Origin of the sequence: Microcoleus sp. B5-D4 (assembly GCF_036705145.1) — a bacterium.
GTDB lineage: Bacteria > Cyanobacteriota > Cyanobacteriia > Cyanobacteriales > Microcoleaceae > Microcoleus.
In genome coordinates this window covers 15185-28802 of the sequence record NZ_JAUBTV010000052.1, presented here as the reverse complement: position 1 = coordinate 28802, position 13618 = coordinate 15185, and the positions used below count along the sequence as shown (strand labels likewise).

Here is a 13618-nt window from a genome sequence, read left to right as displayed (position 1 = left end):
TTTTGCGATCGCCGCTGTAGTAACTGAGCAGCATCGCCCATGGCAGGATTACAGTCAAACCAAATGCGACTATTGACCCAGCAATCCACCTGACTCGATCGAGACTGACGCACAAACTTTGTATGTAATGTGTGCAGTTTGCTGCTTAACACATAGAGAATGTAAAATTTGTTTTCTGGCGTAAGATCGTTTCCGGTGGCATCAGAATAATATATTTGGATCATGTTAGTGGGAGCTTAAGATATCGCTACCCAAATCGCGCTCTCTTAAGCTCCCACTCTAATTAGGATGCCACCGGATTTGATATAAATTTTATTGAATATGCGATCGCAGTTGCACCTCACAACGATTAGTTACGATGTGTTTGCTTTTTTACTTTTTTCTTCTGATCACCCATAATTCACCAGAAACTTTTAAATTTCAACCATATAATACTTCTTCTACAGGCTGCGTGGCGTCTGTGGGGTCGAACTGTTTGATTTTCAAAGCTTGTAGCAAAAACAACCAGATATAAAGCGGATTCAAAAAAACATACCGCTGCCAAAGGCGCCGAGGTTCCTTCATCATCCGAAACAGCCATTCCAAACCTATTTTAGATAAAAAGTCAGGAGATTTAGCCAAATTACCCGCATGAAAATCGTAAGCAGCACCTACAGCAATCAACGGCATTGATAAGTCGTCCCGGTATTCGTAAGCCCAGACTTCTTGCCGTGGACACCCTAAACCGACAAAAGTAATTGCTGCACCGCTGTTGCGAATTTGCTGTGCAATTTCTTGTTTCTCTTGGGGCGAAACGTGCCTAAATTTAGAAGGCTGAGTTCCCGCAATAATTAACTTGGGAAAACGCTGGCAGAGATTGCGAGATAAAGCTTTCAGTACAGAAGCTTGAGAGCCGTACAAATAGATAGGTAATCCTTCTTCTGCCGCACGTTCGCAGATTTGTAACATCGCATTCGGCCCGCAAACTCGATCGGGCAATTCCGTATGGTAGAGGAAATTTAACGCCCACCTGACCGGCTGTCCGTCTGGCAATACTAAGTCCATGTGATTAATCCGATAACGATGAGTGCTGTCGAGAACCCCAGTCATTACCCCGTGAACCGCGAGAGCTGAAACTGACATTGGTTTTCCGGCGCTGGCTGCCGCAATAATTTTGCTCACAGCCGCTTCATAATTAATGGCATTTACTAATATGCCCAGTACATTCTTTTTCCCTTTATCAATCATGGAGCACCTCTTTAAGTCAACGCTCGCGGTTACACTCATAAATCTCCCCTAAGATTTGTTTAACCTTGTATTCTTCAATCGTTTACCGAAATTCCCAGCACACTCTTTTTGCACCGATCACTCATTGGAATCTTCTTTCAGCCAACGCTCGCGGTTACATTCATAAATCTCCTGTAGGATTTGTTTAACGTTATATTTCATTTTCCAGTTGGGATAGTGACTGGAAAATTTTGAATTGTCGCTAATCCACCAAATGTGATCGCCAATGCGATTCCCTTCAGCATAAGTCCAATTAAACTTGCGTTCCGCAATTGCCTCGCACATCTGGATAGCTTCTAACATCGAGCAATTGCTGTACCTGCCTCCTCCTGTATTATAAACTTGGGCGCTTTTGGGAGCTTTATAAAATTCATAAAATGCCGAAATTAAATCAGCGCTATGAATGTTATCGCGAACTTGCTTGCCTTTGTAGCCAAACACGGTGTAAGGAGTTCCAGTGACAGCACACTTCATCAAGTAGGCGAGGAAGCCGTGCAATTGAGCTCCCGAGTGATTTGGACCCGTCAAACAGCCGCCGCGAAAACAAGCGGTGTTCATATCAAAATATCGACCGTATTCTTGAACTAAAACATCAGCAGCTACCTTAGAAGCACCAAACAAACTGTGCAGGCACTGATCGATTGACATATCTTCCCGAATGCCGGTTTCGTAAGTATGGCCGGGTTCAATTTCCCACCTGTGTTCTAATTCAATTAAAGGCAAACTGTTAGGCGTATCCCCGTATACTTTATTGGTAGAAGTGAAAATGAAAACCGCTTTCGGACAGTACAAGCGAGTTACTTCTAGAAGATTGAGAGTGCCGTTGGCATTGACGGTAAAGTCTATTTTCGGAGCACGGGAAGCCCAATCATGGCTGGGCTGGGCTGCTGTGTGAATTACTAATTCGATCGACTCGCCGTACCGCTGAAAGATATTGGTAATCGCTTCATAGTCGCGAATGTCCACATCTAAGTGATAATACTTGGTACCCAAAGACTTTTCGAGCAGTTGGCGGTTCCAGTTTGTAGAACCATCAGCACCAAAAAAGAACTGGCGCATATTATTGTCGATGCCAACTATATCTAAGCCTTGTTTGGCAAAGAACTGACACGCCTCAGAGCCAATTAAACCCGCCGAGCCAGTAATGATTGCAACGCCCACGTTTCACCGCCTGAAAAAATATAGTTTTTTGTGTTTTGCCCGATCGAACCCATCAGAAGTTATCCTGATTTTCCATCGAATACATCTTCGCACAATTGGGCAAAGAATAGACCCTTAACATCCCAATCATAGATTTCCCTGACGCGCGTTTGACCCGATCGACCCAAGCGCTCTCGCAATTCACGATCTTGCGCTAAACACACTATAGCTTCTGCTAGACCTTGCACAGCGCGATCGGGGTCAGTAGCAGCCACTTTAATCCCCGTTTGAGCCGTCACTTGAGTAGCAGGGCCCCCCAAATCCAAACAAATTGTGGGACGACCAACCCCCATCATTTCCGTGCACACAAAACCACCAGAGTCATGCAAACTCGGATGGAGGAGAACATGAGACTCCCCCATTTTAAAAAGAGTTTCAGTGCGAGATAAAGTTCCCCAAAAAAATACTTTATTTGCCAGTCCCAATTCTCTTGCCAAAGCTTCCAAGCGCTGCCTTTCGGGCCCGTCTCCGACAATCCAGTATTCCGATTGTTCCAGCTTCGCCTCCGCAAATGCACGGAGTCCCAAGTGCACCCCTTTCCAATGTAAGAGACGACCAACACTAATGAATCTAATTGGTTGCTCAGGCGGGGGAGAAAATTTCTCTAGTTCTTGAATTTCCGGCTGCGATAAACCGACTTGCGAGAAAATCTTCACGTTTTTTGCTTTGAGAAATCGCAGTCTGGCTGCGGTTTCTTCCGTAGTTGCCAGCGCCACCGCACTGCGGCGCGCCGTCAGACCCACAAACGGATCGCGTTCTCCTACGCTTTGAGCCAATGCCCGCAGCGTTTCGTAAATTTTGCCCCGGCGACTAAAATCTTGCCAAAAAGGCTTTGGTGCTGCTTCTGCACCCCCCACCGGCCCCCAAATAAAAGGATGTGGCAACAGCGCCAGGAAACTTGGAGACCAATGCTTGACATAAGTTACGTGATGTACTACGTCAAAACCAATTTCGCGATCGAGCTTCCGAGCGATAAAATAAGCCCAGATTTGCCACAGATAGTAGTGAAGTTGCAGCAACCCTTGTTTCCCCTTCCAATCTTCGCTCCACCCAAACGGATCAAAATAAACAAAGTGCAGGTTTTGCACTGGGTTCCGCTCTAGTTCTGCTTCAATGTACGATCGACAAAACGTGCGAGTAAATACCCAACTTTCGTGATGTTTAGCAGATTGGATAACAGTATTCCATCCTACTCCCTCTTCGGAGCCGAGATTCGGTTCGCAAGCAAACGCAGATAATAAAACTTTCATCACTAAGTGGTAATTGCTAATTGGTAATTACTAAATTTTCCCTCTTCCCTCTTCCATCTCTCCGTTAAATCCTTTACACTCATCCGTTGCGTAACTTGGTTTACCTATTCTCCCTCAAAAAAGATGTAACTTCGACGTAAGCTTTAGCTGCTGTTTCTGGCGTTTTTTGAGAAATTATCTGTCGTGAACGCTCTCCCATCGACTCAATCAAATCAGGATTATCTAGAAAAATTTGCATTTGATCCGCTAACTCTTGAGCACTGCTAGGGTCGAAAATATAACCGTTCTCGCCTGACATAATTAACTCACAGGAAGCTGCACCATTTGAACACAATACTGCTTTTCCCAAAACCATCGCTTCGGGTACAACCATACCCCAGACATCCTCAAAAGTAGGAAACACAAAAATATCAGCTTGCTGAAAATAAGCACCTAAATTTCCATATTCTACCCATCCAGCCCACGTTACTTGCTCTTCAAAATCGCAATCTTTAATAAATGCTTCCAGTTCTTCCCGCTGATCTCCCTTGCCAATAATCAACAGCGAATAATCAACATAACCTAGATTTTTAAGAATAGCGCAAGCTTCTAAAAGCGTTTTAATTCCCTTTCTAGCCGTGATGCGCCCTACATACAGAAAAATCGGGCGTTTCAACTGCAATTTTGGAGGCTGAGTTTGATCTAATCGTTTCAGCAAAGCTCCCGCATCAGGTACGAGATAGGTTCTGGTAAAAATTTTATCCTCCGGTACATTTAGAACTTCCATCAGATATTTTTTACCCGCATTGCTATTGGCAACAAAAGCATCGGCAAACCGCACAAGGATGCGGCGCACAAATGTCCGAAAACTGGAATCTCGAAAGTCTGTATTTGGGGAACTACCATCGTAAATAATGGCAATTTTCCACCTCAGTAGCGGTTTTAAAAACGCCACAATTACAGTCCATAAAGAGAAAGCTTGGGGAAACACAACATGAGGTTTAAATTTTAGCAAATAGCCGATAATACTAGGCGATACTACAATGAATCCGCGATCGTATCCTGTTTCTATCTTTTCCGTCTCGACAAATTTAGTCTCCCCTACCAACTGAATTGCCGATGCTCCCGGCAGGGTGGGATCGAACCCCGGCCAAACGCGACCTGTGTAGAAAACAGTATTTTTAAATACTTTTGTAAATTCTCTCAATACTGGCTGCCAATATGCACCCAATTCTACTTCGGGAACCAGCCAAGCGACGCGCAAATCATCCATGTAATGTTTCCCTCGATTTCGTTTTTAAGCTTTAGGAATTGCCAGGATATTCCCTTCCTGCGGAGCGCTTACGCTTTGCAGCTCTCCCGTATCTTTAACAGTAAAAAACTCGTAACCCAAGTTTTTCAGAAAATTCCAGGCTCCGGCATCGGAGAGCTTGAATCTGTCAATTGCTTTTTCGTTAATTTCAAAGAGCACTGTCGGTCGCATTTTGCTAAACAGCGACTTCGCACCCTGCAATACGTATTCTTCTGCACCTTCTACGTCCATTTTGATGAAATCTACCCCTTCAATTCCTTCGCGGTTCAGAACGCTATCTATAGTAGTGGTAGCTACTTCTTCGTAGGTCGTATTTTCGCTGCCATCGCCTCCTAGTGAATAACTGTTGGGAGCGTTGTCAATATGGTAGAATTTCGCTGTTCCTTCTGTATCTGAAAGAGCTGATTTAAAGAGTTTGACTTGAGTCAAATTGTTGAGTTTTACGTTGCGATCGAGATTTTGATAACTCTCTTCTCCCGGCTCGAAGGAAAGAACTTTACCCCCATCTCCTACTAATTTCGCTGCTAAAACCGTATAAATTCCCGTGTTTGCTCCCGCGTCTACAAATACCGAACCAGGAGAGAGTGAGCGCTCTAAATAATACAGTTCCGGCTCGTAATCTTCGCGCAGTACAAAAATGCCTGTCGAGCCGGCTTGTTTGAACTTAGCAGGCAAGAAAAAACGGCACTTCCACTTCGGAATTTCCACAGTCGCCGGAATCCCCAACTGGCAAAGTACGGCCCAATATATCGTGCGAAAAATAGCTGTCAAAGGAGCTTTTTTAAAAGCTCTGTGATTTCTTAGATAGTTCCATTTTGTTGTGAAATAACGAGAATTTGATTGCATCATTGTCAGTTGTTATAGTTGGTTAAATCCGCCCGCCACCCTGTATTCTTCAAGCAAGAAAATCTTTCACGCTCCTTTTAACTTAGCAATGAAAGACATCCAAATCAACCTGCGGTATGGCAACAGCCAATATATCGGCCACAGCCAACCCCCGTACCGCTGACTGTAAACTTTCCATTCTTGTAGAGGTTGAAGCGTTACATCTTGCAGCGCTAAACCTTTGGGTTGGCTAACTTTTTGCAGTTGGTCGCTTAAAGGCTGAGCGGGCGTTTCTGTAGGTTTGGGATTGAGAGCGCAAGTGCCGATATAACCGGGAGCGATCCAAACATTACATCCTTGCTGTTTTGCCCGCCACCCGTAGTCATAGTCGGCTGCGTAGTGAACGAAAGCCGGGTCTAAATTGCCGACGGCTCGAACTACTTCTTTAGGAATTAAAACAAAATTCCCGTTCATAGTATCACAAGGCTGCGGGCGATCGCTCGGTTCTACCGCTCGCAAATAAATCGGGTGCCACCACCTGCTCTGCACCATTCCTCCGTAAGTGAAAACACCAGTATCCGGATCACAAGTAGAGCCGGCAACGATCGCCTTTTTTTCTCCTTGTTCAAATAACTCGCGACTGGTTGCCAGCAGCGTATTTAAAGCCTCTGGAGCCAGTACCGTATCGTCGTTGAGCCAGAGGTAGTAATCGGGCTCGTCTTTCATGGCTTCGCTGAAAGCTATCCGCATTCCTCCATTCCAAAATAAATTGCCATCTCCCGAAAAAAGCTTGACTTGAGGATATTTTTGCTGTACTCCTTCGGACGTGCCATCAGTGCTGCCATCATCTACCAGATAAACGCTGAGCGCAATTTCACTTGTTAGTGTTTGGTTAAACAGCGACTCTAGAGTGACTAACGTCTTTAACTTGCGGTTGTGACAAGTCATCAGGACTGCTATACTGGTGTACTCCATTTATCTAAAACATTGGGCTGACGAGTAAAAACTTGTCCTCGGACGATCGGCAATACTGATCGAGTTCGAGTCCTCTTCAATTACTAACTTAACTTGACCACACTATCAAGAGATTTAATTATAAATTTATTTATTTTAAAACCCGGCCACCATCAGAAGCGTTACTAACTGTATTCTTCATCACTCAGTGCCCGGCTATTATATTCGCTCATCAACCCAATTTGCTAATTTGTTTTGTGATTTCCCTACTTTGCCCCGAGCATAATTGCGTCTACCTCGTTGTATAAATCAGCACCTCGCTTTTTCAGCAAATATACCACTCATCCTTGCTTTCTTCAATCAACACCATTAGCTGCTTGCAAGATTTCTTCATATAAATTTTTGTACGCGCGAGCTTGGACTTGTAGTGTAAATTTCTCTTCAACTTTGAGGCGAGCGCTGCGACAGAGTTTTTGGTGCCGATCGGGATCTTCTAAAACCCAAGCAATTCCTCGCCCTAAGTCTTCTGTTTCATAAGGTTTAGCTAAATAGCCATTTGAGCAGTGTTCGATCATATCCGGCAGTCCCCCGATATTGAATGCGACGCTGGGGATGCCGCAGGCTCCAGCTTCCATCACCGTGTTTGGCAAATTATCGTAAACAGAAGGGGCGACGAAGACATCTGCTGCTGCATAAACTGTTGCTAGGGAGATATAGCCTTTCGAGCTCTCATATGAGGTACGACTGGCCTCCGTGGCCTCCGTGGCCTCCGTGGCCTCCGTGGCCTCCGTGGCCTCCGTGGCCTCCGTGGGCATACCTCACCACGCTTGAGAACCGCTATATCATCTGCTAGATTACCCAAATAGTGAGCTTTAAAACCGATTTCAACGGCATTTTCCGGTTGAGAAGAACCAAAAACTAGCAGCTCTATCCGATCTTTCCAGCCCGACTTGCTCAGGCTTTGCAAAGCCGATACTAGCAGATTAAACCCTTTCCAGCGGTTGCTAGTTCCACCTGCTATTCCAAAGAGTACAATTTGTTTATCTTTAGGTAAATTCAGGATTTCTCGCGCCCATTGACTATTGATGGGCTTGTACTTTTGAATATCGATGCCGTAAGGAATTACCTCAACTCGATAATCTTTGAACACAGAACTAGAACTAGCGCATTTAGCCAACCAAGCACTAGGGCTAACCAGAGTTAGGTGAATATTTTTCCAAGCTTTAGCTTTCCGCTGCCAGACCCACCGCGACAGATCCGACTCTTTGGTGCTGTGCAGTTGCGGGCAGCTACCGCAAGATTTAGTGTAGCGATCGCACTCTTCGCTGTAGTGGCATCCACCTGTAAAAGGCCACATATCGTGGAGCGTCCATACTAGGGGTTTATTAAACTTCGGAACACTTTCTACTTGCATATAACCCCCACAAACCCAGTGCAGGTTAATAATATCTGGTTGCATTTTTGCCACTTTAGCAGCCAGGGAGTCCGGCAGCCATTCCGGAGAAAATATACCGCGATTTCTCTCAGGGTAAAGTCGCAATGGCGAGTTTGATATAGTTGAAATAATCTTATCAAACTTATTCGCAATGCCATTCTGTGACATGATGACATTCGGCTCGCCACTTTTCTTGTTTTTCACCAGCATTTGCGAAGACACGCCAATCCCCTGCAAACCTTGGTGAAGTCTATAAGCGGCGCGGGGTGCAAAGGGTTATTTCGCAGGACACCGCCTTATGTTGTTTGACCTGTTTCGGGGTCGCAGGTAGAACCGCCAACGATTGCTTTTGTTTCTCCTTTTTCTGATAACTTGTGACTGGTGTCTAGCCAGACACTTACTGTTTCTGGATAAATAATAGTATCATCATTTAACCAAAGGTAGTAGTCGGGATCATCTTTCATTGCTTCGCTGAAAGCCCCACGCATTCCCCCGTTCGATAATAGGTTCCCATCGCCGGAAAAAATCTTGACTTGAGGATAGGTTTGACGGACTGCTTCGCTGGTACCGTCGGTACTGGCATCATCGACTATATAGGTGGAAATATCTACATTGGCTGGAAGTGCCTGGTTAAAAAGAGCCTCTAAGCAAGCTAATGTTTTCTGTTTGCGGTTGAAGCAAGTTAAAAGGACGGCGATATTAGTACGGTTCATTCTTCCCTGTATTGCGGTTTTTAACGATAGGTAAGGCTAAAAGTAACAGTGTTTTATTTACCCACTCGCTCGGCGGTTGCAACCGTCGCTACAAAAATGAAATTAGGGCTTACGCAGTCGCTCCCACCCTTGCACAAGGGAGCTTTAAGAGTTCCCCACTTGGGCAACGGGGCGGGGTATCAAGGTTTTAGAGTTTAAGAGCGTCAGTCCTAAAAGTCTGTCTGGGTAAACTATTGCTGTATTATAGTTGACCCGCGAACTTTTTGGTGATAAATTGGAATTTAGAACTTAAGTTAACAAGCGAAGCCTGCAAGCTTCCTAGCACATTCACAATATTGATGAGTTCTACTAAGCAAAAATATTTATACTCGTAGGAGTTGAACAGTTTAAATGCCACATTATCATACAAAAACTCCCATTGTTTTTGTGGTTTTCAATCGAGTGGATACTACTGAAAAAGTCTTCGAGGCGATTCGACAAGTTAAACCCCCTAAGCTGTTAGTAATTGCTGACGGCCCTCGTGCCAACAAACCTGGGGAAGCTGAAAAGTGCGCCGCTGTACGTGCAATTATCGATCGGGTCGATTGGGACTGTGAAGTTATGAAAAATTATTCAGAGATTAATTTTGGTTGCAAGGATCGCATTTCTAGCGGTTTCGACTGGGTATTTAAGACCGTAGAGGAAGCAATTATTCTCGAAGATGACTGTTTGCCACACCCGAACTTCTTCCCTTTTTGTGAGCAGTTATTAGAGCATTATCGAGATGACAAACGGATTATGTCAATCGCTGGTGTAAATTTACAATTGGGGAGAAAAAGAACAGAAGACAGTTACTATTTTTCCCGTTTTAGTAACTGTTGGGGATGGGCGACTTGGCGCAGAGCATGGCAATACTATGATGTTGACATGAAGTTATGGCCTCAACTTCGGGAAGCAGGTTTTCTCGAAAATTTATTAGCTAATCCTCAATCTGTCAAAGTTTGGGATAGTGCTTTTCAGGTTTCCTATGATGGAACTGTCAACAATTGGTTTTTTAGATGGCTTTTTACTTGTTGGGTTCAAAATGGACTTGCTATTATTCCCGAAAACAATTTAATTTCTAATATTGGATTTGGCAGTCAAGCCACCCATACTTCAGGAGAAGATAGTATATACAGTAATATGCCAACGGAAGCAATGACCTTTCCTTTAAGGCATCCCAACCACGCGATCCGAAATTTTGTAGCCGATCAATTCACTCAAGATACATTTTATGATTATCATCCCCCATTAATCAGGCGTATTAAGAAAAAAATAAATAAGTTATGGGGTAACACAATATTTAACCTTCACTAAGTAATTAGTAACCATGTCTAAAATCTCAACATTTCTCAGCTCTATACTCAAAAATCCCATCACTGAATATCTGCGATTTTTAGTCAATTGGTGGAAAAACAAGTTTAAATATAATAATTTTTATCAAGACTATATGGCTTTGGTTACAAATTCCACTATCAGTCACCATGTTAGTGTGTCTAGTCGTGTAGCCATAGAAGGTTCTGTCATTGGTTCTTACACTTATGTGCGCGATAATACGCGAATTTTCAATGGTGTTGTCGGCAATTTTTGTTCGATAGGGCCAAACTGCATCATTCGCTTAGGCTTACATCCTGTGGGAAATTTTGTTTCAAGCCATCCGATATTTTATTCGCCAAAGATGCTAGTAGGGACAACCTTTGTAGACCAAAAATATTTTGAGGAAGAGGAAAAAACAGTCCATATCGGCAATGATGTTTGGATTGGCTCAAATGTTATTGTTGTAGATGGTGTAACTATTGGTGATGGAGCCATTATCGCAGCCGGAGCCGTGGTCACAAAAGATGTGCCACCTTATGCTATATATGGAGGAATTCCGGCAAAACTTATTCGCTATAGGTTTGATGAACAAAAAATTGATTTTCTGCTGAAGTTTAAGTGGTGGGACCAGGAGGAACAATGGTTAAGAAAAAATGTCAAAGACTTTCACAACATTGACAAGTTCATCCATATTTATAACACGGAAAATAGTTGAACGATCGCGGGTTCTGTAGTATGTCTAATTAGCCCGATTTTATATAAGATCAGCAGTCATCTGGGATTTAAACTTAGACCAATTCAGAACCATCACAGCCGCGATGAATGCCAGTGTATCATTGCTAGTCTGATACGGCAAAAATCTATAGCGAAAAGTCGCCATTCTCGGGTCGCTTTCTTGGTATAAAATATCTTGGGCAAAGTTTCGCCACCTTTCATCTATCAAATCAATTGTCATACCAGCATGAGCAGAGGGTAGCAGCATATTAGAGCCGTGAAGACCAATTATTAAGCGGCTCTCTGAATAAAGGTGGCAAATCTCCTTTTCAATTTTTTCATTAAAACTATCCACCCTGTAATCTTCAATCCATTCTGGGAACTTAGTTTTTGTCCCCAGACCAGCCACTGCAAATTTTGCTTCTGGTACTTGCAACCTGATCTTCTCAAATAACTGCTGAATTTTTAAATTTTGCAAGGGCAATGCCCTTTCTCGTTGATTGAGCTTTTTCAGAATTCGGAACAGCCCACTGTTAACTAATAAACGATCTTCCCGCCAAATAAAAGTAATTCTTGTTTCGGGTTCATCAAATTTGTGTTTGGGAACTCTAGTAAAGCGCGTGATGTCAAACTGGCTAGGATGAGAATGGGCTTCGCTGACATAAATTTCATCAAAGCGTTTACTTTCTTCTTCAACAAACTCGGCGAAACTGGGATAGTAATTCTGACCATTTTTTAAAGAAATAGGTACTGCCCAGATTTCTGCAACTTCATCGGGAACCATCCACCTTAAGAACTTAGGAACTATCACAACTAACCCGTAGTCAGAGTTGCATTCTAAGTGCCTTTGTGCATTGAGCAACTTGAGCAGGGAGTGACCATAAAGATGATCTATACAGTTTAAGATAATTACCCGATTGCAGTGTTTAAAAATTTCTTTTACAATCTCAACTTTTTCCGGTTGAGGATTTTGGAGTGAATTAAGTAAGGGTTTGCCTAACCATTCCTTCTTGTAAGCATCGGCTGCAAAAATTTCTCCTTTTATTAAATTAACTTGGATGTAGTTTTTCACTCCATGACCTACTCTCAAATCGTCGATTATCTCGCTGCCGCATCCCTCGCACTTAGAGTCTAGAACAATGTGGATACCCTGCCACAGAACATTTTTTGGATTAAGTTCTGTTCCACAATAGGGGCAATTCGAGCGCTGTTCGATTTTAGGTTTAATTTGAATCATTTTACTAATCCTCTGATTCTACAAGCGGCCTTGTATAAGTTAAGGGATCGCCAGATTAAATTTCCGAATGGGCGCAATTCCTTAATCAAGAAATTGACTAATATAATCACGTAAAAATAAGTTATCAGAGTAGCCACCGTTGCTCCAAAAGCTCCATACTTAGGAATTAGCAAAAAGTTTAACCCTACATTAAAAATAGAGCCGACTACAGTCAAGTAAAGACCGTAGCGCAACTGACCTTCTATGTTCAAATATGTACTCCTTGCTACTCCAAAGTTACTGCCAAATTGCGCCCAAACATAGATTCCAAGCACCGCTGCTGACTGTGCATATTTTTCACCGTAAAGTAGATGCACTATCCAGGGAGAAAGTAATGATATCGGTATGGCAACTCCCAACCATAAAAATATCATAATATCCGAGTAAATTTGAAATTTATTTAGATATTCTTCATAATTTGTCTTTCTCAAATTCGCTAATTTGGGAAAAATAGAGCTGGATATGATCATCGGCAAAAAATCGCAGATTTCCGAAATTTTAACAGCAGCAGCATAATAGCCCAGTTGAGCATTTTGATTCATCGCACCGAGCATTATCTGATCGGTCTTTGAGTACACATAAATTGCCAATCCCGACAAAATTATCGGCCAACTCTCCGATAGCAGTTCCTTACACCGTTTCCAACTAAAATGCCAATCCTTAATTTTATTCCCCGTAAGCTGATAAAAATATACATAAGCCATTCCTACCAATGCCACCTCTGCCAATCGAACCCAGGCGAAGGCAAGCAGGGGGGCTTTAATTGTTACTAACCCAATTCTGACAGCAGCAACTAAAAAACATACTGAATTTTTAGCCAACACTGTATATTTTGACTGGATTTGGGACTGAAACCAAAAATTGATTGCTTCAAAAGCATTAAAGATAGTTCCTGCTGCGATGATACCTACCAGCCACCGAGTCAGAGTGTCGTTGGGCTTGAGTAACGCAATCACGGTGACAGTTAACACCAAAGTGATGCAGCCACCAGTAAATTGCAGTCCGAAGGCAGTTCCCAGGGTCTCATTTTTGCATTCTGGGTCGCGAGCGATATTCCTCACTACCAGAGTACCCAAGCCCATAGTTGCTACCGAACTAAACAGCGACACAAAGGCGAGCGCGTAGTTGAGCAATCCAAATTGTGTCGGACCAAGATAGCGAGCCACCCAAAGGCCTACAAACAGACCTAGACCCATCTGCAAGATTTGGTCAGTGAACAGCCAAGCTATGTTGCTGAGTACCTGGCGCAGATTAGGGCCGAGCTTTTGACTGACCGCAGTTAACTTATCTAGCATCAGAATATTTTAAATCTTTACAAAACACAAACGCGGTTCTAGCAGGGTCGGCAATCTCGCAAAA

General features: G+C 43.3%; 13 protein-coding genes. 2 read left to right on the top strand and 11 right to left on the bottom strand.

Features of this window, described 5'->3' with window-relative positions; genetic code table 11:
* Positions 1 to 420 precede the first annotated feature (420 nt).
* From QUB10_RS21930 to QUB10_RS21890, 9 genes are all read right to left on the bottom strand, one after another.
* Positions 421 to 1227, bottom strand: coding sequence for a WecB/TagA/CpsF family glycosyltransferase (locus QUB10_RS21930; protein ID WP_333205402.1), 807 nt, complete (start codon positions 1225 to 1227; stop codon positions 421 to 423).
* A 117-nt stretch (positions 1228 to 1344) separates the two neighbouring features.
* Positions 1345 to 2427 carry an NAD-dependent epimerase/dehydratase family protein gene (locus QUB10_RS21925; RefSeq protein WP_333205401.1) on the bottom strand — a complete coding sequence of 361 codons (1083 nt, stop codon included), beginning with the start codon at positions 2425 to 2427 and terminating at the stop codon, positions 1345 to 1347.
* Positions 2428 to 2486: 59 nt separating this feature from the next.
* Positions 2487 to 3716 (bottom strand): glycosyltransferase, encoded by a 1230-nt coding sequence (locus QUB10_RS21920; protein ID WP_333205400.1) that lies wholly within the window; start codon positions 3714 to 3716, stop codon positions 2487 to 2489.
* Between the two features lie 100 nt (positions 3717 to 3816).
* Positions 3817 to 4968, bottom strand: a complete 1152-nt coding sequence (locus tag QUB10_RS21915) for a glycosyltransferase family 4 protein (protein ID WP_333205399.1) — start codon at positions 4966 to 4968, stop codon at positions 3817 to 3819.
* A gap of 24 nt (positions 4969 to 4992) precedes the next feature.
* On the bottom strand, positions 4993 to 5778 hold the full coding sequence (locus QUB10_RS21910) for an FkbM family methyltransferase (protein WP_333205398.1): 786 nt from the start codon (positions 5776 to 5778) through the stop codon (positions 4993 to 4995).
* A gap of 141 nt (positions 5779 to 5919) precedes the next feature.
* On the bottom strand, positions 5920 to 6807 hold the full coding sequence (locus QUB10_RS21905; protein ID WP_333205397.1) for a glycosyltransferase family 2 protein: 888 nt from the start codon (positions 6805 to 6807) through the stop codon (positions 5920 to 5922).
* Between the two features lie 335 nt (positions 6808 to 7142).
* Entirely contained in the window at positions 7143 to 7601 is a 459-nt protein-coding gene (locus QUB10_RS21900) for a glycosyltransferase (RefSeq protein ID WP_333205396.1), read from the bottom strand.
* A complete protein-coding gene (locus QUB10_RS21895) occupies positions 7490 to 8443 on the bottom strand; it encodes a glycosyltransferase (protein WP_333205395.1) in 954 nt (317 codons plus the stop codon). The genes QUB10_RS21900 and QUB10_RS21895 overlap by 112 nt, the downstream gene beginning before the upstream one ends.
* Before the next feature lie 74 nt (positions 8444 to 8517).
* The gene (locus QUB10_RS21890) at positions 8518 to 8934 is read right to left on the bottom strand and encodes a glycosyltransferase (RefSeq protein ID WP_333205394.1); all 417 of its coding nucleotides are present in this window, start codon (positions 8932 to 8934) and stop codon (positions 8518 to 8520) included.
* A gap of 390 nt (positions 8935 to 9324) precedes the next feature.
* Between QUB10_RS21890 and QUB10_RS21885 the strand changes: the two genes are divergently transcribed.
* Both QUB10_RS21885 and QUB10_RS21880 read left to right on the top strand, forming a co-directional pair.
* Positions 9325 to 10269 (top strand): glycosyltransferase family 2 protein, encoded by a 945-nt coding sequence (locus QUB10_RS21885; protein WP_333205393.1) that lies wholly within the window; start codon positions 9325 to 9327, stop codon positions 10267 to 10269.
* A 13-nt stretch (positions 10270 to 10282) separates the two neighbouring features.
* Complete coding sequence (locus QUB10_RS21880; RefSeq protein ID WP_333205392.1) at positions 10283 to 10984, top strand: CatB-related O-acetyltransferase; 702 nt, start codon at positions 10283 to 10285, stop codon at positions 10982 to 10984.
* A 39-nt stretch (positions 10985 to 11023) separates the two neighbouring features.
* Here the strand turns inward: QUB10_RS21880 and QUB10_RS21875 are convergent, their stop codons facing one another.
* Positions 11024 to 12220 carry a hypothetical protein gene (locus QUB10_RS21875; protein ID WP_333205391.1) on the bottom strand — a complete coding sequence of 399 codons (1197 nt, stop codon included), beginning with the start codon at positions 12218 to 12220 and terminating at the stop codon, positions 11024 to 11026.
* Positions 12217 to 13554, bottom strand: coding sequence for a flippase (locus QUB10_RS21870; RefSeq protein WP_333205390.1), 1338 nt, complete (start codon positions 13552 to 13554; stop codon positions 12217 to 12219). Before QUB10_RS21870 ends, QUB10_RS21875 begins: the two co-directional genes overlap by 4 nt.
* Positions 13555 to 13618 lie beyond the last annotated feature (64 nt).

Coding starts and splice junctions, on each gene's coding strand:
- QUB10_RS21930 (WP_333205402.1), bottom strand. CDS start 1,227: ATGATTGATAAAGGGAAAAAGAATGTACTGGGCATATTAGTAAATGCC.
- QUB10_RS21920 (WP_333205400.1), bottom strand. CDS start 3,716: ATGAAAGTTTTATTATCTGCGTTTGCTTGCGAACCGAATCTCGGCTCC.
- QUB10_RS21915 (WP_333205399.1), bottom strand. CDS start 4,968: ATGGATGATTTGCGCGTCGCTTGGCTGGTTCCCGAAGTAGAATTGGGT.
- QUB10_RS21905 (WP_333205397.1), bottom strand. CDS start 6,807: ATGGAGTACACCAGTATAGCAGTCCTGATGACTTGTCACAACCGCAAG.
- QUB10_RS21900 (WP_333205396.1), bottom strand. CDS start 7,601: ATGCCCACGGAGGCCACGGAGGCCACGGAGGCCACGGAGGCCACGGAG.
- QUB10_RS21890 (WP_333205394.1), bottom strand. CDS start 8,934: ATGAACCGTACTAATATCGCCGTCCTTTTAACTTGCTTCAACCGCAAA.
- QUB10_RS21885 (WP_333205393.1), top strand. CDS start 9,325: ATGCCACATTATCATACAAAAACTCCCATTGTTTTTGTGGTTTTCAAT.
- QUB10_RS21880 (WP_333205392.1), top strand. CDS start 10,283: ATGTCTAAAATCTCAACATTTCTCAGCTCTATACTCAAAAATCCCATC.
- QUB10_RS21875 (WP_333205391.1), bottom strand. CDS start 12,220: ATGATTCAAATTAAACCTAAAATCGAACAGCGCTCGAATTGCCCCTAT.
- QUB10_RS21870 (WP_333205390.1), bottom strand. CDS start 13,554: ATGCTAGATAAGTTAACTGCGGTCAGTCAAAAGCTCGGCCCTAATCTG.